At 68.9% G+C, this 24,866-nt stretch carries 24 protein-coding genes and 1 tRNA gene; 18 read left to right on the forward strand and 7 right to left on the reverse strand.

Annotation, left to right across the window (positions count from 1 at the left end):
* The first annotated feature begins 81 nt into the window (after positions 1-81).
* The 5 genes from ACFXKA_RS10915 to ACFXKA_RS10935 all read left to right on the forward strand — a co-directional run bounded on the left by ACFXKA_RS10915 (position 82) and on the right by ACFXKA_RS10935 (position 3,232).
* Positions 82-945: an Ig-like domain-containing protein gene (locus tag ACFXKA_RS10915; protein ID WP_354835852.1), complete on the forward strand. Its 864-nt coding sequence runs from the start codon at positions 82-84 to the stop codon at positions 943-945.
* 292 nt (positions 946-1,237) lie between these two features.
* A complete protein-coding gene (locus ACFXKA_RS10920; RefSeq protein WP_379427028.1) occupies positions 1,238-1,696 on the forward strand; it encodes a hypothetical protein in 459 nt (152 codons plus the stop codon).
* The gene (locus ACFXKA_RS10925) at positions 1,653-2,069 is read left to right on the forward strand and encodes a hypothetical protein (RefSeq protein ID WP_379427029.1); all 417 of its coding nucleotides are present in this window, start codon (positions 1,653-1,655) and stop codon (positions 2,067-2,069) included. The genes ACFXKA_RS10920 and ACFXKA_RS10925 overlap by 44 nt, the downstream gene beginning before the upstream one ends.
* A gap of 291 nt (positions 2,070-2,360) precedes the next feature.
* A complete protein-coding gene (locus tag ACFXKA_RS10930; protein ID WP_357278772.1) occupies positions 2,361-2,801 on the forward strand; it encodes a prevent-host-death protein in 441 nt (146 codons plus the stop codon).
* Entirely contained in the window at positions 2,798-3,232 is a 435-nt protein-coding gene (locus ACFXKA_RS10935) for a cytotoxic translational repressor of toxin-antitoxin stability system (protein ID WP_379427030.1), read from the forward strand. Before ACFXKA_RS10930 ends, ACFXKA_RS10935 begins: the two co-directional genes overlap by 4 nt.
* Positions 3,233-3,428: 196 nt before the next feature.
* On the opposite strand, the gene ACFXKA_RS10940 is transcribed toward ACFXKA_RS10935, so the two are convergent.
* Positions 3,429-3,501, reverse strand: a tRNA-Ala gene (locus ACFXKA_RS10940).
* A gap of 188 nt (positions 3,502-3,689) precedes the next feature.
* On the opposite strand from ACFXKA_RS10940, the gene ACFXKA_RS10945 reads away from it, so the two are divergent.
* From ACFXKA_RS10945 to ACFXKA_RS10960, 4 genes are read left to right on the forward strand one after another with little or no spacing between them, the layout of a single operon-like run.
* Positions 3,690-4,793: a serine/threonine-protein kinase gene (locus tag ACFXKA_RS10945; RefSeq protein ID WP_379427031.1), complete on the forward strand. Its 1,104-nt coding sequence runs from the start codon at positions 3,690-3,692 to the stop codon at positions 4,791-4,793.
* 9 nt (positions 4,794-4,802) lie between these two features.
* A complete protein-coding gene (locus tag ACFXKA_RS10950) occupies positions 4,803-4,946 on the forward strand; it encodes a hypothetical protein (RefSeq protein WP_354835892.1) in 144 nt (47 codons plus the stop codon).
* Positions 4,947-4,949: 3 nt separating this feature from the next.
* A complete protein-coding gene (locus ACFXKA_RS10955) occupies positions 4,950-6,203 on the forward strand; it encodes a hypothetical protein (RefSeq protein ID WP_379427032.1) in 1,254 nt (417 codons plus the stop codon).
* Positions 6,200-8,428 (forward strand): hypothetical protein, encoded by a 2,229-nt coding sequence (locus tag ACFXKA_RS10960; RefSeq protein ID WP_379427033.1) that lies wholly within the window; start codon positions 6,200-6,202, stop codon positions 8,426-8,428. Before ACFXKA_RS10955 ends, ACFXKA_RS10960 begins: the two co-directional genes overlap by 4 nt.
* On the opposite strand, the gene ACFXKA_RS10965 is transcribed toward ACFXKA_RS10960, so the two are convergent.
* Positions 8,399-9,754, reverse strand: a complete 1,356-nt coding sequence (locus tag ACFXKA_RS10965; protein ID WP_354835898.1) for a DUF2254 domain-containing protein — start codon at positions 9,752-9,754, stop codon at positions 8,399-8,401. The two genes, ACFXKA_RS10960 and ACFXKA_RS10965, sit on opposite strands and share 30 nt — an antisense overlap.
* Positions 9,755-9,880: 126 nt before the next feature.
* Positions 9,881-10,720, reverse strand: coding sequence for a poly(3-hydroxyalkanoate) depolymerase (gene phaZ, locus ACFXKA_RS10970; protein WP_379427034.1), 840 nt, complete (start codon positions 10,718-10,720; stop codon positions 9,881-9,883).
* A gap of 216 nt (positions 10,721-10,936) precedes the next feature.
* Here phaZ and ACFXKA_RS10975 point away from each other — a divergent pair, with 216 nt between their 5' ends.
* Complete coding sequence (locus tag ACFXKA_RS10975; protein WP_379427035.1) at positions 10,937-12,610, forward strand: PHA/PHB synthase family protein; 1,674 nt, start codon at positions 10,937-10,939, stop codon at positions 12,608-12,610.
* Here the strand turns inward: ACFXKA_RS10975 and ACFXKA_RS10980 are convergent.
* On the reverse strand, positions 12,592-14,490 hold the full coding sequence (locus tag ACFXKA_RS10980) for a heavy metal translocating P-type ATPase (RefSeq protein ID WP_379427213.1): 1,899 nt from the start codon (positions 14,488-14,490) through the stop codon (positions 12,592-12,594). The genes ACFXKA_RS10975 and ACFXKA_RS10980 overlap by 19 nt on opposite strands.
* 179 nt (positions 14,491-14,669) lie before the next feature.
* Here ACFXKA_RS10980 and ACFXKA_RS10985 point away from each other — a divergent pair, with 179 nt between their 5' ends.
* Positions 14,670-15,029 carry an ArsR/SmtB family transcription factor gene (locus ACFXKA_RS10985; protein ID WP_379427036.1) on the forward strand — a complete coding sequence of 120 codons (360 nt, stop codon included), beginning with the start codon at positions 14,670-14,672 and terminating at the stop codon, positions 15,027-15,029.
* A 49-nt stretch (positions 15,030-15,078) separates the two neighbouring features.
* On the opposite strand, the gene ACFXKA_RS10990 is transcribed toward ACFXKA_RS10985, so the two are convergent.
* Entirely contained in the window at positions 15,079-16,410 is a 1,332-nt protein-coding gene (locus tag ACFXKA_RS10990; RefSeq protein ID WP_379427037.1) for a putative glycoside hydrolase, read from the reverse strand.
* A 123-nt stretch (positions 16,411-16,533) separates the two neighbouring features.
* Between ACFXKA_RS10990 and ACFXKA_RS10995 the strand changes: the two genes are divergently transcribed.
* The 4 genes from ACFXKA_RS10995 to ACFXKA_RS11010 all read left to right on the forward strand — a co-directional run bounded on the left by ACFXKA_RS10995 (position 16,534) and on the right by ACFXKA_RS11010 (position 20,358).
* Positions 16,534-17,538, forward strand: coding sequence for a polysaccharide deacetylase family protein (locus tag ACFXKA_RS10995; protein WP_379427038.1), 1,005 nt, complete (start codon positions 16,534-16,536; stop codon positions 17,536-17,538).
* Positions 17,539-17,616: 78 nt separating this feature from the next.
* Positions 17,617-17,790 carry a hypothetical protein gene (locus ACFXKA_RS11000; protein ID WP_354835908.1) on the forward strand — a complete coding sequence of 58 codons (174 nt, stop codon included), beginning with the start codon at positions 17,617-17,619 and terminating at the stop codon, positions 17,788-17,790.
* On the forward strand, positions 17,787-19,238 hold the full coding sequence (locus tag ACFXKA_RS11005) for an FtsW/RodA/SpoVE family cell cycle protein (RefSeq protein WP_354835910.1): 1,452 nt from the start codon (positions 17,787-17,789) through the stop codon (positions 19,236-19,238). The genes ACFXKA_RS11000 and ACFXKA_RS11005 overlap by 4 nt, the downstream gene beginning before the upstream one ends.
* A 46-nt stretch (positions 19,239-19,284) precedes the next feature.
* The gene (locus tag ACFXKA_RS11010) at positions 19,285-20,358 is read left to right on the forward strand and encodes an amidohydrolase family protein (protein ID WP_379427039.1); all 1,074 of its coding nucleotides are present in this window, start codon (positions 19,285-19,287) and stop codon (positions 20,356-20,358) included.
* Positions 20,359-20,432: 74 nt separating this feature from the next.
* Here ACFXKA_RS11010 and ACFXKA_RS11015 read toward each other — a convergent pair whose 3' ends face one another.
* Positions 20,433-21,245 carry an SAM-dependent methyltransferase gene (locus tag ACFXKA_RS11015; RefSeq protein WP_379427040.1) on the reverse strand — a complete coding sequence of 271 codons (813 nt, stop codon included), beginning with the start codon at positions 21,243-21,245 and terminating at the stop codon, positions 20,433-20,435.
* A 122-nt stretch (positions 21,246-21,367) separates the two neighbouring features.
* Between ACFXKA_RS11015 and ACFXKA_RS11020 the strand changes: the two genes are divergently transcribed.
* Positions 21,368-21,991 (forward strand): TetR/AcrR family transcriptional regulator, encoded by a 624-nt coding sequence (locus tag ACFXKA_RS11020; protein ID WP_379427041.1) that lies wholly within the window; start codon positions 21,368-21,370, stop codon positions 21,989-21,991.
* A 14-nt stretch (positions 21,992-22,005) separates the two neighbouring features.
* A complete protein-coding gene (locus ACFXKA_RS11025) occupies positions 22,006-23,415 on the forward strand; it encodes a sensor histidine kinase (protein ID WP_379427042.1) in 1,410 nt (469 codons plus the stop codon).
* Here ACFXKA_RS11025 and ACFXKA_RS11030 read toward each other — a convergent pair.
* Positions 23,329-24,051, reverse strand: coding sequence for a response regulator transcription factor (locus ACFXKA_RS11030; RefSeq protein ID WP_379427214.1), 723 nt, complete (start codon positions 24,049-24,051; stop codon positions 23,329-23,331). The two genes, ACFXKA_RS11025 and ACFXKA_RS11030, sit on opposite strands and share 87 nt — an antisense overlap.
* 99 nt (positions 24,052-24,150) lie before the next feature.
* On the opposite strand from ACFXKA_RS11030, the gene ACFXKA_RS11035 reads away from it, so the two are divergent.
* Positions 24,151-24,864, forward strand: a complete 714-nt coding sequence (locus ACFXKA_RS11035; protein WP_379427043.1) for a phosphatase PAP2 family protein — start codon at positions 24,151-24,153, stop codon at positions 24,862-24,864.
* Positions 24,865-24,866 lie beyond the last annotated feature (2 nt).

Raw genomic sequence — 24,866 nt, forward strand, 5'->3', positions numbered from 1 at the left:
GTGATCTAATGCTGCCCAACTCGGGTGCGGCAACCCCTCGACGACCGTGTCGCGGGACACCCGAGGTCTGTGGGAGAAACGATGATGGACAGCAGTATGCGGCGGGCCGCCGGTTCGATGGCCGCGTTCGCGGTGGCGGCCGGTTTCGCGGTCGCCGCGATCCCCGGCACGGCCTCGGCCGCATCGGGAACGGTCACCTGGACCGACGGGAACAGCAAGTTCACCCGGACGGTCTCGGACACCAACCCGATCGCCGGCGAAACCATCACCGTCACGACGATGTTCGAGCGGACCGGCATCCCGGTCGAGTACATCTACTCGGTCAAGGACGCACACCCCACCTGCCTGACTCCGGTCGCGGGCTCGGGCAGGATGGGCGGCGACCAGGTCACGCTCGACACCTCGGCCCCGGACTCGGTGAGCGCCTCCTTCAGCATCGTCAAATACCCTGTGTACCCGAACATCTCACCGAAGTCCCAGACCTTCGAGGTGCAGTACACCGTGGGCGTCAACTGCGCCCGCGACACCCCGTTGCCGACCTCCATGAGCTACAACGGCTCCCTCGGCTCCGGCAACTACACCGACAAGGGCCCGAACATCACCGTGTCCAGCGACGCCGTATCGACCACCACGCTCGCCCCGGTGAGCGGCGCCCAGGTCAACAAGGCCGTCACTCTGCAGGCAACCGTCTCCCCGGCGGCCGCGGGCGGCACCATCCAGTTCAAGGCGGGCGACCAGGTTCTCGGTGACATCCCCGTCGCCGCCAACGGCACCGCCTCGATCGTCTGGACCCCCGGCGCCGCGGGCACCTACAACATCGCAGCCACCTTCTCCGGCCGCACCGGCGTATCCGGTTCCACCACCACCCAGGCAGTGACCGTGGCCGATACCCCGACCCCCACCCCCACTCCGACCCCCAAGCCCAGCACCGGCTCCTTCGGCTGATAGCCGCATCCGGCACGCCATGACCGCTGCGGTCGGGGTTACCCCGACAGCAGCGGTCTCGTAAACGGAATCTATTGCGGCCCAAGAACATCCGTCAATACCGATGACCCACCAAGCCCTGGGCGAACCGGCAAACTGCGAAAGTGCTGTGTGGTCCAACAGGTTTGACGTAACCGCGCCGGCTGGCGGACAGGCCGGACATCGTGATTCGCGCGGTGGGTGCCTGCACGGCGGTGACGAGTCTTCACCCGAAGAGCTGAACTAATTCAGCAGTGGCGGCTACCATGGATGCATGAGGTCACTACCCTTCAGCGAGCTGATCAGGAAACAGACATCGGTGTTCCCGCTCCTGGAGGATGCCGACGTACTGCTCGAGCGGCGGGACGCGGAGAACGTCGTGCTGATGCGCGACGAACGGTATCGGGCGATGGATGGCGCGCTGCGCATCGCGGCCAGGTCGCTCGCTCTGGTAGCGAAGGCGAACCGGGTAATGGCGGAAGAGGTGCTGGCTGTCGAACTGCCCTGGCTGGTTTGGCTGCCGCCGGAGCACCGCAGCGAAGCTGTGACGGAATTGCTCGACGATCTGCTCGCCGGGGTGGACACCGGCTACTACCTGCCGTTCATGCGGAACCTGATCGCGTGGAAGCACACTGCCCAGATCCACACCGATCCATCGCTGGTCGCGCAGCTCACCGGACCGTTCCAGCGTGCCGAGTTCAGTGAGGTGCAGCGACCTGGAAATACCGGATGAGCAAACTGAAGCGCGGCGACGAAGCCCCGCGCCCCAAGCCGTGGCGAATCCTGCTGCACAGTACCCAGACGGCGCGCGGCTGGACGGAGATGCAGCGGAACGCAATCGATGCGCTCGACGGGCCTGGGTCGACATCACCGCCGACCCCCGCAGCGTCGCGAAGCCCCAACGGCAGCACCGCCTGAAAGCCGATCTGAAATCGGTCAAACTCGGCGATGAGGAATTCGAGCAGTGGCAGTACGAGGTCACCGCGGGTGGACGTATCTGGTACGCGATCGACGACGCCACCCGAACCCTCTGGGTTACGAAGGCCGACATGGGACACCCGAGCATCACCGACAAGGGAGAAGGCGGCGGTCGCCGAATTCGTTGACACACACCCAAGATCGGGAAGTGGCAAACGGAACATAGGTCCGGTCGCATCGAACAGCTCAGGCCCGGAGATCCGTAGGACCTGAGCCTCGCGTTCGAGTGGACCTGACAGACCAGCATACGAACCGGGTGGTGCTGGTCGACGCTCCTGAAATCGTGATCCGGGCGGTACATGCCCCGCTGGTAGATCACGATCATGCCAAGTGGCATGTCGCACCTAGCGCGTCGCCGGCCAGATGTACATCATGTACATGATGTACATCTGGCCGCAACGGAAGAGATCGAGGGACCGATGACGACCACAGAGCGAATCACGTCTGTCGAGCGATACAGCTCCATGAACAGCGCTAGAGAACACTTCGCCCAAATGCTGACGGCCGCCGAAGAGGGCAACGTCGCCGTGGTGTCTCGTAAGGGTAAGGATTCCGCGCTCGTGGAGGTTGGGCGGCTCCGGTGGCTGCTTTCCCACATCATCCGTGTCCACGAACCGCAAGTAGTGCGGGAAAACAACAACTGGGTCGCATACCTGCCAGGTCTTCCACTGGCCGTGGAGGAGCCCGACCTCGATACGGCGATCACCGCCTTGATCGAAGCCATGCGCGAGTACACCGCTGACTGGCAAGACCATCTCCATGCCGCGCTCAACCATCAGAAGAACGTCGACTTCGTGCAGTTCGTGGAGCTATCCACGGACGAACAGCTGAGAGAGTGGTTGACGGCGGCCGAACAATGACCCAATACCCTCCGGGTAACAAGAAGGCCCACGAAACGTTCTGCCACCACGATGAATGGGTACGAGTCCGCAACGCCACAGGTGGCGTGGTCAGGCACCACAGCACATGGGAACTGCCGCTTTCGGACGGCCGCGTCTTGCGTACCCGGATCTCGCGGCCAATGGACAACACCGATTACGGATCCAAGCTGTGGTGCCAGATCCTGAAGGACCAACTCGAGGTCAGCGAAGCCCAGTTCTGGGCATGCGTAAACGATCAAGTTCGTCCAGCACGCACCTCGGGGTCTGTCACGATCCCCGACAAGGAGCCAATCCCTCTCGGTGTCGTCGAGAAGCTCATACGCCTGGTTCACCTGACCCCAGAGGAAATCGAGGAGATGACCAAAGATCAGGCGGTAGCCCGGCTCAACCAATTCTGGGCTGAACAGTGAGCTCCGCCCACACTCCTCATGTGCGTGAGAGCGAGAAGAAGCAGTGAGTCCACCGCCTTTGGCACTGGCTCGGCTCTCCACCTGCGTCTCGCGCAAGGTTCGGATTGCCCGGTTACGGAGCGGGATTCGCTCGCACAATCATCGAAAAACTACGCGAGGCCGCAGGTCATCAACCTGCGGCCTCGCACATTTCTTGTGGAGCTAAGGGGACTCGAACCCCTGACCCCCACACTGCCAGTGTGGTGCGCTACCAGCTGCGCCATAGCCCCGGATGGTTGCCGCGCGGTTTCCCGGGCGACTGGGAGAAGGTACACCAGGGGACCCCCTCTAGTGCAAATCGGCTGGAAATATGGGTGGGCGGGGGGTGGGTGGGCGCGCGTACAGTGGGCGGTGATTCGTTGTCGTCCGGGGTGGTTCGCGGGGAAGGCGGCCGCTCCGCGGGGAAGGTCGGACGCCGGTGAGGCTGATCAATGGCCGGTACGAGCTGCGGGAGCTGGTCGGCAAGGGCGGGATGGCCGAGGTCTGGGATGCCTGGGATCGGCAGTTGCGCAGGCAGGTTGCGGTCAAGGTGCTCGACGCGGGCAGTGTCGCGGTGCGGGCGCAGGACGAGCAGGTGGCCTGGCAGCGGTTCGAGCGGGAGGCGCGGATCGCGGCGCAGATGAACTGCACCAATGTGGTGATGCTGCACGACTCGGGGGTGTTCGCCGAGAACGGCTGCCGCTCACCGTTTCTGGTGATGGAGTTCATTCACGGGGAGAATCTGCGGCAGTTCATGCGAGACCGGGAGAACTGGTCGCTGCCGGCGCTGGCCCGGATTCTCACCGACGCGCTCAGCGGCCTGGTGTACGCGCACTCCAAGCAGGTGGTGCACCGCGACATCAAGCCCGAGAACATCATGATCTGCCGCGACGGCACGGCGAAGCTGGCCGATTTCGGCATCGCCATCGAGATGCGGGAGAACATGCTGCGGCTCACCCGCACCAACCAGGTGGTGGGCACACAGAACTATTCCGCGCCCGAGTATCTCGAACACGGCAGGTTCACCCATCTCAGTGACGTGTACTCGTTCGCGGTGGTGTGCCATGAGGTGCTGGAGGCGGTGTTCGCGCCGGCGCCGCTGCCCAGCCGGCTGAAATCGGTGCTGGATCAGGCGCTTTCGCCGGATCCGGCGCTGCGTTTCCAATCCGCGGCCGAGTTCCAGCACTACTTCCGCGACGCGGTCCACTCCGAGACCCGCAACCTGGCCCGAACCGTCGAGGGCCCCAGGCCGGAACCGGTCACCGTGCCGGTGCGCGCGCAGACCAGCGTCCTGACCCCGGGCCCGCCGGTGCGACTGCCGGAGGAACGGCACGGCGTCGACCTGCCCGAGACCGGGCTGTGGGGCATCTTCGTCCGCCCGGCCCTGGAATACCGCCAGCGCGTGCTGGAGGGGCTGACCCGCGACGATCCCCGCTACATCGGCGGCGTGCTGCTCGGCGCGGCCGGTGCCGGAATCGTGCTGGGCTGGCTGGTTTTCGTGCTGCTCGCCTGGGTGATCGTGTCGATCGCCCACCATCTGTGAGGAACTGCGATGAACAACCGACGGGCCGGCCTGGCCTGGCAGCAGTACGTGTACGCCGGATCCCGCTCCTGGCACTGGCTGCGGGTGGCGTCCGCGGTCGGTGGGGCCTCTTTCCTGGCCACGCTGCTGTGGCTGACCTACACCGTGCTCTGAGGGGTGACCGTGCGAATCGTGTGCCTGAACTGCCTGGCGGAGTTCAAGTTCGATACCGCCCGCCGCTCCTGGATCTGGGTGCTGCGCCAGCCCAACGGCGGGTTCGCGACCCGCGTCGGGGACTATTCGCGGCGCCTGGATCGGCGCTGCCCGAACGGCTGTGAGATCGACGAGGAGATCCTCGACCATCCGACCACCGTGATCGGCTTCGTCGGCGAATCCGCCTCGTCCAAGACGCATCTCATCGTGTCGATGATCTATTCGGTCATGAACGACCCGATGCTGGCCCGCGAATGGTCCATCGTGCCGTCCCGCCGCTCGACGAAGATGCTGGCCGCGCTGGAGAACACGCTGATGAACCGGCAGGCCATCGGCTATACCCAGAAGCGCGGCTACGTCGGCGCGCAGCAGCGGCAGGAGAACGGCATCGGGCCGCTCGGCGCACCGCAGCCGCCGGGTCTGCCGCAACCGCCGCGCCCGCCGCAACCGCCGATGGCGCAGCAGCAGACCCGGACCCACGCCTGGAGCGGCTGGCAGGTCCGCACCCCGATCTTGATCAAGTTCACCTCGCTGTCCACCAGGCGCACGGTGAATCTCGCCTTCGTGGATGTCGCGGGCGAGGATGTGGCCGACGCCGAGATCGCGGCCAAGGTGAGCCCGCACCTGGCCATCGCCGACTTCCTCTGGTTCGTGGTGCCGTCCACGCTGAACAAGCAGTACCTGGCCATCATGCGCGAGCACGCGGGACCGGCCAACGAGGAGAGCCTGAACAACAATGTCGAGCACTCCCAGACCGTCGGCCGCACCAAGATGATGATCGACCAGATCGCCAAGCTGTGGCGCACGGCCAACAGCTATCCGCTGGATCTGCCCATCGAGCCGCCACGCCTGCACGCCTCGACCATCATCGCGAAATCGGATCTGCTGTCGCTGATCAACCTGCCCGAGGTCGGACTGGTCGCGCCGCCGCCCGACTGGGCGGATACGCCGTACAGCCTCAATGGTGCGGGCAACCTGTATCAGCCCGGCCAGATCGACTATCGCTCCGACGCCACCAGAAGCCTGGTGCGCAAACTGTTTCCGGCCGTCGACGCCACGCTGTCCATCCATTTCCCGCACAACCGCTACTTCCCGGTCTCGGCGGTCGGGTGCGGCAAGCGGGCCGACAACACCTATCCGGTGTTCAAGCCGTTCGCGGCCGTGGACCCGGTCATCCACATGCTCGACCGCATCGACCGGCTACGGGCGGACCGATGACGGGTTTCGCGCAGCTGCTGTGCGGCTGGGCCGTGGTGACGCTGGAGTCCTCCGGGACCGGGGTCGGCGTGGTCGCCAGGTCCGGAAACTGGCCCGCCGCACTGGGATCCACCACACGGGAGCTGGGGTCGCTGGTCAGTTGGGATGGTTCGCCCGCGTCGCCGGAGGCGTTCGCGCTGGAGTTCACCGTGGTGCGGGGACTCGCGGTGGCGGTGCTGAAGACGCCCGCCAATGACCGGCCGGGCACCTGTGTGGCACACCTCGTCGCGGGTGGTCGCGGAACACTCGACGGTGCAACGACTTTGAGCCTCTACGACGCGGGACGCTTCCGCACCTCGCTCGACGACGCCGAATTTCCCACCGACCACTGGCCGCCACTGCCGAATTCCGTGGAGTACAGTCCCGCCGTCAGCGCCGCGGCCGACGCCTACCTCGACCTGGACTGGCTGCCCGCGCTGCTCGGCTACACCCTGGCGCATCTGGCCGGGCGCGGCCCCGCCATCGAGCTGCACGTCGAGAGCGGCACGGACGCCGTGGCCATGCTGCGGGCACTCTACGGCCTGCTACCCCGGAACAGCCTGCGGGACTTGACCTTCTGCACCTCCAGCACGCCGTCCTCGACTCCCGCCGCGATCACCGCGGTGACCCGCGACAGCCCCGCCCCGCCCGGCGGCGCGCGCCGGATCGTCACACCGGGCGACCCCGGCGACGAATCGGACCCGTTCGTCGTGCTCGGGCAGCAGATCATCGGCCACCGGCGCGCCGGTGTCACGCTTCCCGAATCCCTGTCCACCGCAGACGAAATCGGCCACTGGTGCTATCGACGGCACCTGCGCGCCCTGGGTCCCGCCGAGCTGGACGACGACCACCTGGCCGAGGTGATCACGGACCCGGAGCTGAACCCCGACTGGCTCCGCGACGACGCGGTGGCCGGGCGCGCCGTCCGTCTCGCCATCGGAAGACCCAGCGTCGCGCAGGCATTGGCGCGACTCGACCACCGTCCCGGCGTCCGCCGCACCTTCGAGCAGGTTCTCACCGACCGTATCCTCACCGACGGCCGCGACCGCACCCGTACCGTCGAGGTGGCCCGGCAGCTCGGCATCGATCTCAGCGGGGCGCTGGCCACCTCCGCCTGGCACCGCCTGGAATCCGGGACCGCTCCGTTGACCTCGTCCGATGCCGAATCGGTGTGGCCGCGCCTCCAGCGGGACTGGGCCACCGGCGAAGTCGAGCGTCGCCGCATCGTCGCCGCCCATCTGCTGCGCCACCGCGCCCTGCGCGAGCAGGCGATCGGCTCCCGCGACCGGGCCCTGGTGTACGAGGCCCTCAGCGCCGAGGTCGACGATCCGGGCACCCACACCGGCGGCAGCCGAATCCTGCGCCGGGCCATGCACACCAACCTGGGCATCGTCGCCCAGCTGGTGGTGAACGTCTCGTGCAACGGCCGCGATCGCTATGCGCTGGAACAGATCCTGGCCTGCGCACCCGCCGACCTGCTGCCCACGCTGCTGGCCGAGGCCACCCGCTACCCCGCGATCGACGCCACAGCCCTGCTGAAGGCCCTCACCCTCACCCGCTCCGAACCGGCCGAACTGGTGGCCGCCCTCCGCCCCGCGTGGCGCACGCTGCGCAAGACCCTGAACCTTCCGGAACCGATCGAGACCCTGGTCGTCCTCGCCGTCCCGGCGCCCGCCGACGATCAGCAGCGAGACGGACTCCGCGTGCCCCGCAGAGCATTCGGATGGAGCAGGCAGCGCGGCACCTGGTCCCGCGCCGAACTCACGACCCTGCTGTGCACCCCGGCCGACGAACCACTGGCAGCCGAATCGCCCACCGGCACCTTGTCCGCTGCTCTGACCGCGGACCTCGAATTCGTCGTCTCCGCCCTGGTCTCGCGCTCCCGCACCCCCGACGCCGTCCCCGCCCTGCGCCGCATCCTCGCCCTCACCCCCACCGATCAGCTCCCCACCCTGGTCACCGCCTGCGCCCGCCAATGGGACATGCCCCCATCCACCCTCCTGCAAGCGGTGGCAGCCCTCGACCTCCCCCCGGCCGATCTGACCGAAACCCTCACCGGCGGCTGGCCCTGGCTCCGAACCCGCCTGGACCTCCCCCAGGCCATGACCGCCCTGCTGGTCCTGGACCCCGCGGACAGCCTGCCGCCCGCGGCGACACTCATACCGCAGGAACAGGATTCACGCCGTGCCTGGCAGTTCTGGCGTTGACACGGCCTGAATCAGCGGCAGCTCCGCGTCGCCGACCAGCACCCGGTACCGTCGCAGCACGTCCTGGAGATCCGCGTCCTCCGGCACCGACTCGCGCGCCGACCGCACGATCATCGCCGCCTGCTCCAGCAGGATGCTGCGCCGCTCGGGATCGGTTGTGTGATCCGAGATCTGGGCCAGCGCTTCGAGCTGCCGGATCATGACCGCGGGCATGCCGCGCGCGGACTGTCGAATCTTCTCGAAGGCCCGCTGCACCAGCCGCTCGTAACTCGCCTGCGCCGCGATGACGCGGACATAACCGTTCTTGCCGCGGTAGACCGGGCTCGGCTCCCACGCCACCGCGGCCCGCGACAGGCAGTCACCGAGCCAGTCGACACAGGTCAGGGCGGTGAAGGTGTCGTTCACCGCGGTGGACAGCGCGCGCACGGCGATTTCGACCAGCTGGTCTATGCCGAAGGAAATGTCCTGGGTCAGCGACCGGGTGGGCCCGGCCACGTGCCCGCGCGAGAAGTTCTCCGCTATCCGCCCGGCCGCCGACGCGGGCCACACGGTGGCCACCACCTGTCCCTCGGTGAGGAAATGCCCGGGCCGATAGGGCAGGTGGATCACCGCGTCCGCCTCGGTCGCGAGCCGCACCAGCTGCTCGTAGCGGATGTAGCGCAGGTATCCGCTGCCGGTCACCCGGACCTCGCCGCCCTCGCCCGCCATCCGTTCCAGCAATTCGGCCGCCGTCGGCCCGCAGTGCGGGGTGGTGGGCGCGTCGCTGCGCTGCGCCTCGATTCCGGCCGCCACCTCACCCGCGATCTCGGCAATGACATTGGGCAGCTGGATCGCCATGGCGATGTGATTGATGAAGTAGATCAGCACGGCGAGATCGAGCACCAGCGACGCGATCGACACCGTCGTGGTGATGTGCGGCACGAAATCCGATCCGATGGACACCAGGGCGGCGATGGCATAGACGAAGGTCGCCACGAAGGTGCCGAGGGTGACCTGGGTGCCCCGATCGCGAATGAAGGTGCGCAGCATGCGCGGACCGAACTGGGTGGAGGCCAGCGTCAGCGCCAGGATGGTGATGGAGAAGACCACACCCACCACGGTCATGATGGCGGCGGCAATGGCCGTCAGCACCTGCCGCGCCGTGTCGGGCGGGCCGCCGATCACCCAGGACGGAAACGTGAACCCGCCCTGATATGCCGCCCGGTCCAGCAGGTAGGTGATGGCGAACAGCCCGATGGCCGCGAGCACTTCCACGGTCGGCACGAACCACAGATTGGTCCGCAATGCTTCGCGGTGGCGGTCGAATTCGAGGGGTATGCCGGCCACGGTGGAGCCTCCTGCGCTGTTCCGGCGTCATGTCCTGACGCCGACCAGACTTCCCGGCTCACCCATCCGAGATCCCCGGACGTCTGATCACCGTACCCCCTGCTCAGCGCCACGCGGCGCGCAGGGTCAGCGAACGACATCCATCCGTTGCAGGTCGACCTGCTGATCGCCCCGGAGGAATCTGCTCACCTCCGGGGCGAGTTGATCGGAGATCACGACCAGACCCAGATGGCCGTCGTGGTAGACGTGCAATCGCGCGTCGGGTATCAGCCGGGCCATGATCTTCGCGTTCACGAGCGGGATGATCGGATCGTCGTCGCCCGCCAGGATCAGCGTCGGCTGGCGGATCAAACCGAGGAACGGGAGGCTGGTCCATCCTGTGCCGGCCAGCAACTGCAGCAGGTAGCCGCGAGCGGAGGACGTCGTCGAGTGGCCGGCCAGCAGGGTTGTCACCCGATCCGGATCCGTGCGCAGCCGGCCACCATAGAGTTCCGCGGCGATCCTGGTGGCGTACTCGGCGTCGCGGTATCGGCGCGGAGTGATCATCTTGCGCAGCACCTTCGGGTGCGCGGGGACCATCATCCAGCCGGTGGCGGTGCTGACCAGGACCACCCGCCGGCAGCGCCGGGGGTTCTGCAGGGCGATCTGCTGAGCCAGGCCGCCACCCCAGGAGATGCCGAGCACATCGAAGGTGTCGTAGCCGAGGTGGGTGAGCAGTGTGGTGACCCGGCCGGCCAGCGTGGTCAGGAGATAGGGCCGCCGGGGCAATGGCGAACGACCGATCCCCGGTGGGTCGAACCGGATCACCGGAATCGCCGGATCGAGCTCGTCGACGAATGGCTGCAGCAGCTCGAGGCTCGCGCCGATCCCATTGCACAGCACCAGCGGGACGCCGACGCCGGGACGGACCACAACGCGCAGGCGGTCGCCGGATACCGTGTACTCCCGGGCATTTTCACTCGCCATTGGGTGTCCTCGTGGGTATCGGAGCACGATCCGAGCACCAGAGTACGCATCGCTCCATCCGGGATGAATGTGCTCGACCACATCGTTAGCGGCATTTCATGTTTCCCGGGCACATAGGTTTGCCCGCGCGGCTCTCCGACGATTGACAGGTGCGGGTCATCGGCGACCTTCGCCCATCTCATCGAACGTGAAATCGTCTCTCCCAGAAGGACTGTCATGACCGATCTGGATGTCTCCGCACCCCCGGACCTGATCCTCACCGAGGCCACGACCGGGATCGCCCGCCGGTTCCTGCCAGGGCGCCCGGGACTGAGCCTGCTCTTGGCGATGGCGCGGCGGCCCCGGCGCGTCGCGAACCGGGCGGCAACCCTGGTCGCGGAGCTGACCCGTATCGCGGCCGGCTCCTCCACCGTCGCCCCGTCCAGCCGGGACAAGCGGTTCGCCGATCCCGCCTGGACGGGAAATCCGTTGCTGCGCCGCGTGGTACAGGCCTATCTGGCCGCCGGGATCGCCGCCGAGGGCCTGGTGCAGGACCTGCCTCTGGAGTGGCAGGACGCCGAGCGGATCAAATTCCTCACCACGAATCTCGTCGAGGCGCTCGCACCGAGCAATAATCCGCTGCTCAGCCCGGTGGCCTGGAAGGCGATCATCGACACCGGCGGCGGCAATCTCCGCACCGGCGCACAGCAGCTGATCAGTGACTTCAGCCATGCCCCGTTCATCCCGTCCATGGTCGATCAGTCCGCGTTCCGCGTCGGGTCCGACCTCGGCATCACCCCGGGCGCGGTGGTGCTGCGGACGCCGATGTTCGAGCTGATCCAGTACCGGCCGCAGACCGAAACCGTGCGCACGGTACCGCTGTTGATCATCCCGCCGACCATCAACAAGTTCTACGTGCTCGATCTGGCGCCGGGGCGCAGCCTCATCGAGTACCTGGTGGGGCAGGGCCAGCAGGTGTTCGTGGTGTCCTGGCGCAATCCCGATGCGCGGCACAGCAAGTGGGGCTTCGACGCCTACGTCGAGGCCGTCGCCGGGGCGTTCGACGCCGTCGACGAGATCACCGGTCACAGCACGGCACACGTGCTCGCCGCCTGCTCGGGCGGGCTGCTCGCGGCGATGGCGGCGGCCTATCGGGCCGAGACCGCGGGCTTCGACCGGCTGGCCAGCCTCGATCTGCTGGTCACCATGTTCGACCAGGCCCGTGAGGACGCGTTCGGCGCGATGGTGGACGAGCAGGCCGCCGCCGCCGCGATCGCCCGCTCACGGCGGCAGGGTTATCTGGACGGCAAGCAGCTGGCCGCGGTGTTCGCGTGGCTGCGCCCGCGAGACCTGGTCTGGAACTACTGGGTCAACAACTATCTGCAGGGCCGCAAGCCGCCGGCCTTCGACATCTTGTTCTGGAATGCCGACACCACCCGGATGCCGGCGAAACTGCATCGCGACTTCCTCGACACCGCGCTGGGCAACAAGCTCGCCCGGCCCGGCGGCGTCACCGTGCTCGGCACCGAGATCGACCTGAAGCGGATCACCGCCGATTCCTATGTGGTCGCGGGCTCGGCCGACCACCTCTGCCCGTGGACCAACTGCTACCGCAGCAGCCAGATGCTGGGCGGCAAGGTGCGTTTCGTGCTGTCGACCAATGGCCACATCGCGGCCCTGGTCAACCCGTCGGACAATCACAAGTCCAGCTATCGTGTTTCCGACGACAACAGCCTCGACCCCGAAGCGTGGCAGCGCACCGCCACCACCGAACAGGGTTCGTGGTGGCCGGATTTCGCGCAATGGCTGGGCGACCGCTCCGGTGAGCTGGTGCCCGCACCGGCGCATCTCGGCAACGCCCGATTCCAGCCGATCGAGGCCGCTCCGGGCAGTTACGTGCTGGACCGATAGGAGGCGGACCGCCGCCAGGCCGCGCGGCGCAGCAGGCGCAGACCATTGAGGCCGACGATCACGGTCGAGCCCTCGTGTCCGGCGACGCCCAACGGCAAGGGCAGGGTACCGATCAGGTCCCAGATCACCAGGACCGCAATGAAGATCGCGGCGATGGCCAGGTTGGCCGCCACCACCCGGCGAGCGCGCCGGGACAGGGCGATGACGGCGGGGATGGCGGTGAGGTCGTCGCGCACGACCACGGCATCGGCGGTCTGCAGGGTCAGGTCGGAACCCGCTCCGCCCATGGCGATTCCGGTGTCGGCGGCGGCGAGCGCGGGTGCGTCATTGATGCCGTCGCCGACCACCGCGACCCGGTCACCGGCCGACTGCAGCGCCCGCACCGCATCGACCTTCTGGTGCGGGAGCAATTCGGCGCGGGCGTCGCTGAGCCCGACCCGAGCCGCGAGCCGATGCGCGGCGCGGCTGTTGTCTCCCGTCAGCAGAATCGGGGCGGATCCCGTCACGCGGGCCGTGAGATCGATCGCGGTGGCGGCCTCGGGGCGGAGCTGATCGGTGATCGCCAGCACTCCGATCGGGCGCGCATCACAGGAGACGACGACCGCGGTGAATCCCTTCTCCTGCAATTCGTCCACGGCCGTGCGGGCGGCCCGGTCCCCGTCCGGCGCACCCTGCCCGGAGCTCGGCAGCAGCGCCGCCGGAGAACCGACCGCGATCCGGCGCTGCCCGATCCGGGCGCTGACGCCGCGCCCGGGATCGGCGGCGAATCCTTCGACGGCCGGCAGCTGCCGCCCCGCGGCGCGGGCCGCGCGCACGATGGCCGCCGCGAGCGGGTGCTCGCTGTCGAGTTCGGCGGCCGCCGCCAGCCGCAGCAGCTCCGGCTCGCTGAATTCCGGATCGACACTGCGGATTTCGTCGACGTGCGGGGCGCCGCGGGTCAGTGTCCCGGTCTTGTCGAAGGCGACCCGCGTGGTCACGCCCAGCCGCTCCATGACCACGGCCGACTTGACGAGCACGCCGTGCCGCCCGGCATTGGCGATGGCGGCCAGCAGGGGCGGCATGGTGGCCAGCACCACCGCGCACGGGGAGGCCACGATCATGAAGGTCATGGCGCGCAACAGGGCTCGCTGCAGCGGGTCGCCGAGGGCGAGGGGAATCGCGAACACCGCCAGGGTCACCGCGACCATGGCGAGGGAGTACCGCTGCTCCACCTTCTCGATGAACAGCTGCGTGCGCGCCTTGGTGTGCCCGGCCTGTTCGACGAGGACGGCGATGCGCGCCACCACCGAGTCCTCGGCGCGGCGATCCACCCGGATCCGCAGCGCCCCGGTGCCGTTCAGGGTGCCGGCGAACACCTCGTCGCCGCCGGTCTTGTCCACGGGCAGCGGTTCGCCGGTGATGGTGGCCTGATCCACTTCGCTGCCACCGTCGATCACGGTGGCGTCGGCGGCGATTCGCTCGCCGGGGCGGACCAGGACCACGTCGCCGATGTTCAGGTCGGCGGCGCGCACGGTCTCCTCACCGGTGACGGTGAGCCGGGTCGCGGTCTCGGGCGCGAGGTCGAGCAGGCCGCGCACCGAATCCTCGGTCCGCGCGGTGGCCAGCGCCTCCAGCGCCCCGGAGGTCGCGAAGATGACGATCAGCAGGGCCCCGTCGGTGATCTGCCCGATGGCCGCCGCGCCGAGCGCCGCCACCACCATGAGCAGGTCCACGTCGAGGGTCTTCGCGCGCAGTGCCCGGAGCCCGGCCCAGCCCGGCTCCCAGCCGCCCGCGGCATAGCAGGCCAGGTACAGCCCCCACCACAGCCAGCTCGGCGCGCCGGCCAGCTGAGCGGCCAGCCCGAGCAGGAACAGTGCGAGGGCGACTGCGGCCCATCGCATCTCGGCCAGCTCGAACAGGCGGGTCCGGCGGACCGCCACTTCCGGCTGCGCGATTGCCTGCACCGGCGTCGCCACGACCACGACTCACCTCCATTGCTACCCCTGACCGCCGCGACGATACCAGAACACATGAAGACGTCTTCATGTGTATAAAGTTCCTCGAGGTACCCTCCTGTGTTATGGGACATGGCGTCGAGGGCCGCGATCGGCCGACGGCACGGCTGGACGCCGACGCCGCCACCCATGTCGCGACCACCCTGCAGGCGCTGGCCACCCCCAGCCGGCTACTGATCCTCAGCGAGCTCCGCCAGGGCCCGCTCGCGGTCACCGAACTGGCGTCGTCGATCGGCATGGAGCAGTCCGCGGTCTCGCATCAGCTCCGCCTGCTGCGCAATCTCGGGCTGGTCGTGGGCACCCGGACCGGCCGCAGCATCGTCTACAGCCTCTACGACAACCACGTCGCGCAACTGCTGGACGAGGCCATCTACCACAGCGAACACCTGCGCCTGGGGCTCGCGGACCGCCCCACCACCGCCTGACCCGGACGCAATCGGCGGGCCGCCCCGACGAGAAGCCTTGCGAGGCAGATCAGTTGGGTGCGAGAGCGCCGGGGTGGTAGCTGACCGCGGGGTTCCAGAGGAAGAAGCCGTTGTAGCCCGCCGCGTAGGTGGCGTCGATCTGCGCCTTCACCTCCGCGTCGCCGTAGGCCACGCCGAGGCTGAAATCCTGGAGCCACGGGATGATCTGGGCGTCGGTGCCCGCGGTGCGGGCACGGAAGTCCTGCAGGGACCGGAAGATGATGTCGTAGGGCTGGGCATTCGGATTGGCGACCTCGTATTCGCCGGAGTGCCAGTGGCTCGGATAGAGCATCGGGGCCAGGAAGTCGGTGTAGCGGGCCATGGACGGGATGTCCTGGGCGATCTCGTCGGGGCGGGTGGCGGCGATGCCGAAGACGGCCGCGCTCAGCGAGGCTCCGGCATCGTGTACGGGTTCGCGGCAGTCGCGCAGGAAGTTGGCGATGGAGTCCGACGGCGATTCGGCCAGGCCCGGGAACTGCATACTCGCGAGATTGCCGTCGGGGCGGCGGATGTAGTCGTACATGACGCCGTCGAAGCCGAGCCGGGCCGCCTCGACCGCGAGATCCCGGTTGTAGGACCGGATTTCGGGGCTGGCGAAGTTGGTGAAGGCGATCGCGCCGTAGCCGCTGGAGTACGGCTGGCCGGACGGGTTCTGGATCACCCAGTCAGGACGGCCGTTGTGCCAGGCCCAGCCGGCCAGGGTGGGATCACGGAAGGCGACGATGCGGCCGACCACCTTGATGCCCATATCGTGCAGCTGCTTCAGCGCGGCGGGCGCGTCGTAAATCGTGGTGGCGGCGCCGGATTCGCGCGCCAGCGGTACCTGCGAGTCGTAGCCGACCATCCCGTCCTCGTCCTTGATATCGAGTTCGACGGTGTCGATGCGGCCCTCGCGTGCCATGTCGAGCACGGCATCGCGCATGGGGTCGTAGGCCCAGGCGTAGGCGGTGACATGAACGGCCCGGATGCGCGGCAGTGCCACCTCCACTCGCAGCGGGGCGGTGACGCGGTCGCCCGCGGCGCCGGTGGCCACGACGGTGGTGTCGAGCGGTGCGTGCGGCAGCTGGATCTCGAAGGATCCGTCCTTGGCGGGCTGGACGGACCGGTCGCCCACCGACACCTGCTTCGCGCCGATCGCGGTGCCGCGCACCGTCACCGGATCACGATAGGAGGTCGCGGCGGCCGTCGGGGCCAGCTCCAGGCGGGCCGGGCGGGTGTCGGCGCCGGCGGCCGAGGGGCGACTGCGGCCGAAGACGAACACCAGCGCGGCGAGCACCAGAACCACGACCGCGCCGATCGCGAGCAGGGTGGACCGCCGGCGGCGGATCGACCGGAGTCGCATGAGCAACGTACACACCAACTTCCACTGACAGCTGTTGGCATCACTATCGCGCCTGCACGCAGGCGTCGGCCGTTTTTCGCCGAGATCACCTCAAAACCGTTGTCGCCGCGTAGCGTTGCGGCGATGAAGGCGTCGAGGACGCTGCGGATGGTCGCGGCGGCGCTGCTGTGCGCGACCGCCACCGCCTGCGGAGCAACCACCGCCACCGTGCCGCGCCCCGCGGCCGTCACCGCACCCCCACCGACCTCGAGACCGCCGGATCCGGCCACGGTGGCCGCCAATGAGCTGGGCCGGATCCCGATCCTCATGTACCACCGCATCGAGGCCGAGCCCGGCAGCGAATACGACCAGACGCCAACGAAATTCACCACCGAGCTGGACCGCCTCTACACCGACGGCTATCGCCCGATCACCATCGCCCAGTATCTGGCGGGCGCCATCGACCTACCCGCGGGCACTCACCCGGTGGTCCTCACCTTCGACGACTCCACCCGAACCCAGCTCACCCTCGGCGATTCCGGCGACCCCACCCCCGACTGCGCGGTCGGCCTGCTCGAGCAATTCCATTCCCGCCACCCGGATTTCGCCGCCACCGCCACCTTCTACGTCAACAACGAGGCGTTCGGAGACGACCCCCGCGCCCTGGCCTGGCTGGTCCGCCACGGCTACGACATCGGCGCCCACACCGCCACCCACCCCAACCTGGCGCACCTGTCCCCCACCGACGTTCAGCGCGAACTGGTCCAGAACGTCCGCGCCATCACGACCTCCGCACCCGGCACCGTCGTCCACTCCATGGCCCTCCCCCTGGGCGTCTATCCCGCCGACCACGCCCTCGCCACCTCCGGCACCTGGGACGGCACCCCGTACACCTTCGCCGCCGTCCTCCTCGTCGGCGCCGACCCCGCCCCCTCCCCGTTCGCCGCCACCCTCGACCCGACCGGCCTCCCCCGAATCCGCTCCGGCCGCACCGCAGTCCCCTTCGACTCCACCTACTGGCTCGACTGGTTCGCGGCGAACCCCACCGCCCGCTACACCTCCGACGGCGACCCCGCCCACCAGTCTTTCCCCCGCCCCCTCACGGATCAGCTCTCCCCCCGCTTCTCCGCCACCGCCCACCCCTACTGATCCGGATGAAGCTCCCGGAACCTGATTCGGTGCGATGACCACCTGATTCGGTGCGATGACGCGGCCGCCGGTGCCACGGTGGACACCGCCTTCCTGCTGATCGTGCTGGTCGCCCGCTGCATTCTGTCGCTGACCGTGGTGAATGTACTGGCCAGTCACTTCAGCCGATTCCTCACCGTGTTCACCGCCCTGGCCGAAGCACTACTGCTTTGGCTCCTCATCCGCTACGGCACGCGATACTGTTCGGTGTGAGCGCATTTCGGCACAGCCCTCCCCCGGCACGGTCGAGAGGGCGAGTTCCGCGCAATGCCGAGTTGCTACTCTGCGTGGCCGCGCTGGCCCTGATCGCCTTCGCCTACCTGGCCATGACCTCGGCCACCGGCAATGGCTTCGACGGCCAGAGTGTTCGCGCGCTCGGCGTTTTCACGGTCTTCGTGCTGGTCACCCATCTGGCCGTGCGCCGCTGGGCGCCCGCCGCCGACCCGGTGCTGCTGCCGTGCGTGGTGCTGCTCAACGGCATCGGGCTGGTGCTCATCGACCGGCTGGACCGCGCCGAGGTGGTGAAGGCCAAGAACGCCGGCGAACCGATACCGTCCTCGGACTCGGCGCATCAGCTGATCTGGACCGGCCTGGGCATGCTGCTGTTCGTGCTGGTGCTGGTCTTCGTGCCCGACCACACCAAACCGGCCCGCTACGGCTACACCTGCGGACTGGCCGGGGTGGTCGCGCTGCTCATCCCCGCCCTGCTGCCCTCCCGCTTCAGCGAGGTCAACGGCGGCAAGAGCTGGATCCTGATCAGCGGGTTCTCGATTCAGCCCGGTGAGTTCGCCAAGGTGCTGCTGATCATCTTCGTGGCCGCCTTCCTGGTCGCCAACCGGGACCTGTTCACCACCGCCGGAAAACGCTTCCTGGGCATGACCTTCCCGCGCCTGCGGGATCTGGCCCCGCTGCTGCTGGTCACCTTCATCGCGGTGCTGGTGCTGGTGTACGAGAAGAACCTCGGCTTCTCGCTGCTGGTCTTCGGCACCGTGCTGGCCATGATGTACATCGCCACCGGGCGGGCCGCGTGGCTGCTCATCGGCCTGGCCATGTTCTCGGTCGGCGCGGTCATCGCCTACCAGCTGTACGGGCACGTGCGGGTCCGCGTCGAGGTGTGGCGAGACCCGTTCGCCACCTATTACACGACCGGATACCAGATCTCGCAGGGCCTGTTCGGCATGGGCACCGGCGGGCTGGCCGGGACCGGGCTGGGCAGCGGGCGGCCGCAGGACGTGCCGTTCGCCGGTACCGACTTCATCATCTCCACCATCGGCGAGGAGCTCGGGCTGATCGGCCTGGCCGCCGTGCTGGCGCTGTTCCTCATCCTGTGCGTCCGCGGTTTCAGCGCCGCCCTCACCACCCGCGACGCCTTCGGCAAGCTGCTCGGCGGCGGGCTGGCGTTCTCGATCGGCTGGCAGCTGTTCGTGGTGGTCGGCGGTGTCACCAAACTAATTCCGCTGACGGGTCTCACCACCCCGTTCATGTCCTACGGCGGTTCGTCGCTGCTGGCCAACTACATCATCCTGGCGCTGCTGATCCGCATCTCCGCCGACGCCCGCTCGGCCCCGCCGCCGCCCACCCGGCCCACGCCGACGGTGCCGCCGATCGCGGACGCCGTGACCGAGCACGTCTCCCGCCGCCTGCTGCCCCGCCGGCGCTGAGCCGAAACGCAGTGTCGCCCGGCGTAAATGGGAGGAAGCTGGTTCGGTGACCTCTTCAAGTTCAGCGAGCCGGACGGCGCTCGACAATGTCCGCGTCTTCGACGGCCGCGCGCTCACCGAACCCACCACGATCGTCATCGACGGCGACCGCATCGGCACCGACGACACCGGCGCGGAACGCCTCGACGCCGGCGGCGCGATCCTGCTGCCCGGCTTCATCGACGCCCACGTCCACATCCGCGACGCGCAGACTCCCGGGCTGCTCGCCGCCCACGGCGTGACCACCGGGCTCGATATGGCCAGCCCCGCCGAGGTGGTGGCCGAGCTCCGGAATACCGTCGGCACCAGCGATATTCGCAGCGCGGGCATGGCCATCGTCGGCCCCGAGGGCATGCACGGCAAGTTCCTCGGCGAACCCGCCATCATCCGCAGCGCCGACCAGGCCGAATCCGCTGTCTCCCAGCGCCATTCCACCGGCTCCGACTACATCAAGCTGGTGCTGGAGGCCCCCGGCGACGGCGGCCCCGACGCGGCCGCGGCCAAAGCCGTTGTGGCCGAAGCTCATGCCCGCGATCTGCTCGTCATCGCCCACGCCGCCACCCCCGGCGCATACGCCATGGCCCTCGATGCGGGTGTCGACATCATTACCCACATCCCCGCCGGCGTCGCCCTGCCACAGGCCGATATCGCCCGCCTGGCCGCCGAGGGCAAGGTCGTCGTCCCGACTCTGACCATGATGGAGGGCATGGCCGCCGCCCGCGGCGTCCCCGGAGCCTTCGCCGACGCCCTGACCAATGTCGGTGCGCTGCGCGCGGCCGGCGTCCCCATCCTGGCGGGCACCGACGCCAACTCCTCCCCCGGCGTGCCCGTGAACCCGGCCTTCGGCGCGAGCCTGCACCACGAGCTGGAGCTGCTGGTCAGCGCGGGACTGTCCCCCGCCGAGGCCCTCGATGCCGCAACCGCCCTGCCCGCGAAGTACTTCGGCCTGACCGATCGCGGCGCGATCTCCCCGGGTCTGCGCGCCGACCTGGTTCTGCTCGACGCCGATCCGCTCGCCGACATCACGGCCACAACGCATATCCGCGGCGTCTGGTCTGCGGGAATCCCGGTCCCCCGGTAACTTTCATGATCGGGGAGCTCCGGCTGCGGTCAACCGCGCAAACCCGCACCCGGAGCTCCCCGATCCGGCCCGCGCTACGGCAGAGCGCGCGCGACCGCGCGAACGGCACGCAGCCGGCCGTCGGCGAGCGCCCGGGTCAGGTTCTCGATCTTCACCGGGAAGTTCGGGACGAAGGCCTGCAGCCCAACGGGATTCGGCGGGGCGGCCAGAACGGCCCGCATGATCGGGCCCGCCTGGTCGGTGAGGTCGTCCCAGTGGTCGAGGGCGAAACCGGAGCGCTCCAGGGTGACGCGCAGATCGTCCGGGGTCACCAGGTGGCTCTGCTCGGAGCGGTCGGCCCACGGGACGGGGAAGTCGGGGCGGGCGCCGGAAGCGGTGGTGATGTCCCAGATGGCCAGCAGGCCATCGGGATTCAGCAGCCGCCGTGCTTCCCGGTACAGCGTGGCCTTGTCGGCGATGTTCATCTGCACGTGCTGGCTGAAAATCACGTCGAAGTCGCCGTCGGCGAAGGGCAGCGCGGTGACGTCGCCCTGCCGCACGGAGATCCGGTCGTCCAGCCCGACCAGGCGATTGAGCCAGCGCGACGTCTCGCAGTAGTCCTCGGTCAGATCCACAGCGGTGACCCGGCATCCGTAGGTTTCCGCGACATACCGTGCGGTGCCGCCGATTCCGCTGCCGGCATCGAGCACCCGGGACGCCGGGGTGAGACCGGCCAGTTCCGCCAGCGCACCCGTGGCGATCCGGCCCATGGTGTGGAAGTCCTCGACCAGCGCCAGGTCGGCGAGCCGTAGCCGATCGAGGTCGTGCCCGGCCGCGAGCAGGGCCTTCTCGATATCCGTCCGGGAGTTGCCGGAGGCATACGGGGTATCGATGGAAATGTCGTTCATATCAGCACTTTTCATTCGAAGGCCGGATGACGGACCACGATGTTTCCATTGGTCACATCTACGATTATGCGAGCTCATGTAACCGTCGTCAACATCTCTGCCGAATGTGCAATCCTGACGTTATGAGTCCAGCTGCCCCCGACCGCCGCACCACCTATCATCACGGCGCCCTGCGCGCGGCCCTCGTCGACGCCGGGCTCGTGCTGGCCGACGACGGCGGACCCGACCGAGTGGTCCTGCGCGAGGTCGCCCGCACCGCCGGGGTGTCGCATTCGGCCGCCTACCGGCATTTCACCGATCGTGAGGCCCTGCTCGCCGAGGTATCCCGCCGCGCCCGCGCCGCACTCGCGGCCGAGATGCGCCGGCGCATCGCCCGCACCGACGATCCGCGCGGCCGCCTGCACGCGGTCGGCACGGCCTACATCGATTTCGCGCTCACCCACACCGGCCTGTTCCGCACCGCCTTCGGCGCACACTCGCCCGCCGCATCCGATACCGCGGACGAACCGGCCGACGACCCGCACCGCATCCTCGGCCAGGTCCTCGACGAGACGCAGGCCGCCGGACTCCTCGACCCGGAGCTGCGGCCCGGTGCGGATATCGCCGCCTGGTCGGCGGTCCACGGCCTGGCCGCGCTGTTGCTGGACGGGTCACTGCCCACCACCCGCGCCGACATCGATTTCGCGGTCGATCAGGTGCTCGGCCTGGTCAACCGCGGCCTGTTGGACGACCCGGCGCGCGGGTGACCCATGATGGGGGCGTGAATCGGATCCGGGAATGGTTGCGGCCCTCGCACTGGGGGTTGCGGATTCGGTCGGCCATCGCGGCCGCGCTGACCGTGGGTGCGGTGCTGCTGCTGGCGGCGGGAGCCATGCTCGGACTGCTGAATCGGTCGCTGCTGCGGGAGATCGATACGGCGGCCGGCACGCGGGCCGAGACCATCGCCGGTGAGCTGACCCGGAATTCGGTGGCCGAGCTGCCGAACTCGCTGTTCGAGGCGACCGGACAGATCGGAGTGGTGCAGGTCATCGACCCACAGGGGCGGATCGCGCGGGAGTCGAACGCGAAGCTGGCGGCACCGCTGCTGGACCCGGGGACAGTGGGCGCGCGAGAGACCGCGCGCCGGCCGGTCTCCGCGTACGACGAGGATCTGCGGGTGTCGGCCCGCACCCTGTCCGCGCCGGATGGCCGGTACCTCGTGCTGGTCGCGGGCGACAGCGAATCGGCCGAGCACGCGGTGAAGCGGGTCGCGGTCCTGGTCGCGGTGGGCGGGCCCCTGGTGGTCGCGGCGGCCGCGCTGGCCACCTACCTGCTGGTGGGGCGGTCACTGCGATCGGTCGAGGAGATCCGCAGCCGGGTGGCGGGCATCGGCGCGGCCGGACTGTCGGAGCGGGTGCCGGTGCCGGTGGCGCGCGACGAGATCGCCCGGCTGGCCGAGACCATGAACGACATGCTCGCCCGCATCGAGGCCGGGCACGCGGCCCAGCGGCGCTTCGTCGGCGACGCCTCACACGAACTGCGCAGCCCGCTCGCCGCGGTCACCGCCGCCCTCGAGCTCGCCCGGGACCGGCCCGAGGTGCTGGACGCCGAATTGATCGGCGGCACACTGCTGCCCGAGACCGAGCGCATGCGGCACCTCATCGAGGATCTGCTGACCCTGGCCGCCGCCGACGAGAGCGGGCTCGACATGCGCACCGGCGATGTGGATCTCGACGATCTGGCCGGCGAGCAGGCCGCGTCCCTGCGGGCGCGGGGCGGCCGCACGGTGCGGACGGCGATCGAGCCGGTGCGGATCCGTGGCGATCAACCGAAACTGGCTCGGGCACTGCGCAATATCGTCGACAATGCCGCCGCGCACGCCCGCACCACGGTGGCGGTGACCGTCCGGCGCGACGGCGACACCGCCCGGGTACTGGTGGACGACGACGGCCCCGGCATCCCCGCCGCCGACCGCGAGCGCGTCTTCGGCCGCTTCGTGCGGCTGGAGGCCGACCGCGCCCGCGCCACCGGTGGCTCCGGGCTCGGCCTGGCCATCGTCGCGGAAATCGTGGCCGCGCACGGCGGTTCGGTCAGGATCGGCGAATCACCGTGGGGCGGAGCCCGATTCGTCATCGACCTGCCCGTCGCCGGACCAGTCGGGGTCGACCATGCGGTAGCCGACGCCCCGTAGCGTCTCGATGCTGGTGCTGCCGAACGGCGCATCGATCTTCTTGCGCAGGTAGCCGATGTACACCTCGACCACGTTCTCCGGACCGTCGTAGTGGGCGTCCCACACATTGCGCAGGATCTCGATCTTGGTCAGCGCCAATCCCTTGTGCCGCAACAGGAATTCCAGCAGCCCGAATTCGCGCGGGGTCAGCGTCAGCGCGGTCTCGCCGCGCCGCACCGTGCGCCGCGCCGGGTCCAGGACGAGATCGCCCGCCGTCAGCAGCACCGGCCGCTGCGGTGCGCGCCGGCGCAGCAGCGCGCGCAGCCGGGCGATGAGCACCACGAAGGAGAAGGGCTTGGTCAGGTAGTCGTCGGCGCCGAGATCCAGCGCGTCGGCCTGCTCGTAGTCGCCGTCCTTGGCGGTCAGCATGAGCACCGGCGTGGTCACGTCCCGGGCGCGCAGCCGGCGCAGCACCTCGTAGCCGCTCAGTCCCGGCAGCATGATGTCCAGCACGATCACATCGAAGCTGTCCTCGACCGCCGCCCACAGTCCGTCGGTCCCGGTGTGGGCGAGCTGTACGACGAACCCCTCCAACTCGAGCCCGCGCTGCACGGTCCGCGCCAGCCGCTCCTCGTCCTCGACCACCAGCACCCGCACGGGCACCAGCATGCCCGACGATCCGGCCGCGGGGCGGCCCGGCCCCGCCCGGCCGCGCTCTCAACGTTCTCTCAGCGATGCCATGGCAACCTCGGTGGCATGCTGTCCTCACCCCCTGCGCAGAAGGAAGCGTCCACCACGAAACGGCCCGCCGGATTCCCCGGCCGCACCCTCACCGGCACGTTGGTCGCGCTGGCGCTGGCTGCCGTGATTGTCGTCCTGACCTGCGTGGTGGTCTGGTACAACGGCCCGGCCGGACCGGATTCCCCCTGGTTGCAGTGGTTCATCGACCAGCGCACCGCGACCTGGACCGGCCTGGCGAAGGCGGTGAGCGCGGCCGGGGACACCACCTCGGTGGCGATCTACGCGATCCTGGCGTGCGTGCTGCTGGCGTGGCGGAAGTACTGGGACCAGGCGGTGCTCGTCGCCGTCGCGGCGGCCGGCGCGGGGGTGCTGGTCTTCTTCGGCAAACTTCTCGTCGCCCGCGATCGGCCCCCGGTGATCGACCATCTGGTCACCGAGACCAATCACTCCTACCCGTCCGGGCACGCCCTCGGTTCGACCGTCGTGGCCGGCATCCTGGTCGCGGTCCTCCTGCCGGGCCTGGCCCGCCGGTTCACCCGCATCCTGGTGATCACCGTCGCCGTCCTGTTCGCCGTGGCGGTCGGCCTGTCCCGCCTCTACCTGGGCGTGCACTGGCCCACCGACGTCCTGGCCGGCTGGCTCATCGGCGCGTGCTGGCTCTCGATGTGCCTGACCCTGCGCGCGTACACCCGCCTGGTGACCGACCGCCTGCCCGGCTCGTTGCGCTGAAC

It is taken from the genome of Nocardia sp. NPDC059228, from assembly GCF_042754245.1.
Taxonomy (GTDB): domain Bacteria; phylum Actinomycetota; class Actinomycetes; order Mycobacteriales; family Mycobacteriaceae; genus Nocardia.

Bases quoted from the DNA above. Each gene is read 5' to 3' on its own strand.
- ACFXKA_RS10915 (WP_354835852.1), top strand. From the start codon at position 82: ATGATGGACAGCAGTATGCGGCGGGCCGCCGGTTCGATGGCCGCGTTC.
- ACFXKA_RS10920 (WP_379427028.1), top strand. From the start codon at position 1,238: ATGAGGTCACTACCCTTCAGCGAGCTGATCAGGAAACAGACATCGGTG.
- ACFXKA_RS10930 (WP_357278772.1), top strand. From the start codon at position 2,361: ATGACGACCACAGAGCGAATCACGTCTGTCGAGCGATACAGCTCCATG.
- ACFXKA_RS10935 (WP_379427030.1), top strand. From the start codon at position 2,798: ATGACCCAATACCCTCCGGGTAACAAGAAGGCCCACGAAACGTTCTGC.
- ACFXKA_RS10950 (WP_354835892.1), top strand. From the start codon at position 4,803: ATGAACAACCGACGGGCCGGCCTGGCCTGGCAGCAGTACGTGTACGCC.
- ACFXKA_RS10960 (WP_379427033.1), top strand. From the start codon at position 6,200: ATGACGGGTTTCGCGCAGCTGCTGTGCGGCTGGGCCGTGGTGACGCTG.
- phaZ (WP_379427034.1), bottom strand. From the start codon at position 10,720: ATGGCGAGTGAAAATGCCCGGGAGTACACGGTATCCGGCGACCGCCTG.
- ACFXKA_RS10975 (WP_379427035.1), top strand. From the start codon at position 10,937: ATGACCGATCTGGATGTCTCCGCACCCCCGGACCTGATCCTCACCGAG.
- ACFXKA_RS10980 (WP_379427213.1), bottom strand. From the start codon at position 14,490: ATGCGATGGGCCGCAGTCGCCCTCGCACTGTTCCTGCTCGGGCTGGCC.
- ACFXKA_RS10985 (WP_379427036.1), top strand. From the start codon at position 14,670: ATGGGACATGGCGTCGAGGGCCGCGATCGGCCGACGGCACGGCTGGAC.
- ACFXKA_RS10990 (WP_379427037.1), bottom strand. From the start codon at position 16,410: ATGCGACTCCGGTCGATCCGCCGCCGGCGGTCCACCCTGCTCGCGATC.
- ACFXKA_RS10995 (WP_379427038.1), top strand. From the start codon at position 16,534: ATGAAGGCGTCGAGGACGCTGCGGATGGTCGCGGCGGCGCTGCTGTGC.
- ACFXKA_RS11015 (WP_379427040.1), bottom strand. From the start codon at position 21,245: ATGAACGACATTTCCATCGATACCCCGTATGCCTCCGGCAACTCCCGG.
- ACFXKA_RS11020 (WP_379427041.1), top strand. From the start codon at position 21,368: ATGAGTCCAGCTGCCCCCGACCGCCGCACCACCTATCATCACGGCGCC.
- ACFXKA_RS11035 (WP_379427043.1), top strand. From the start codon at position 24,151: ATGCTGTCCTCACCCCCTGCGCAGAAGGAAGCGTCCACCACGAAACGG.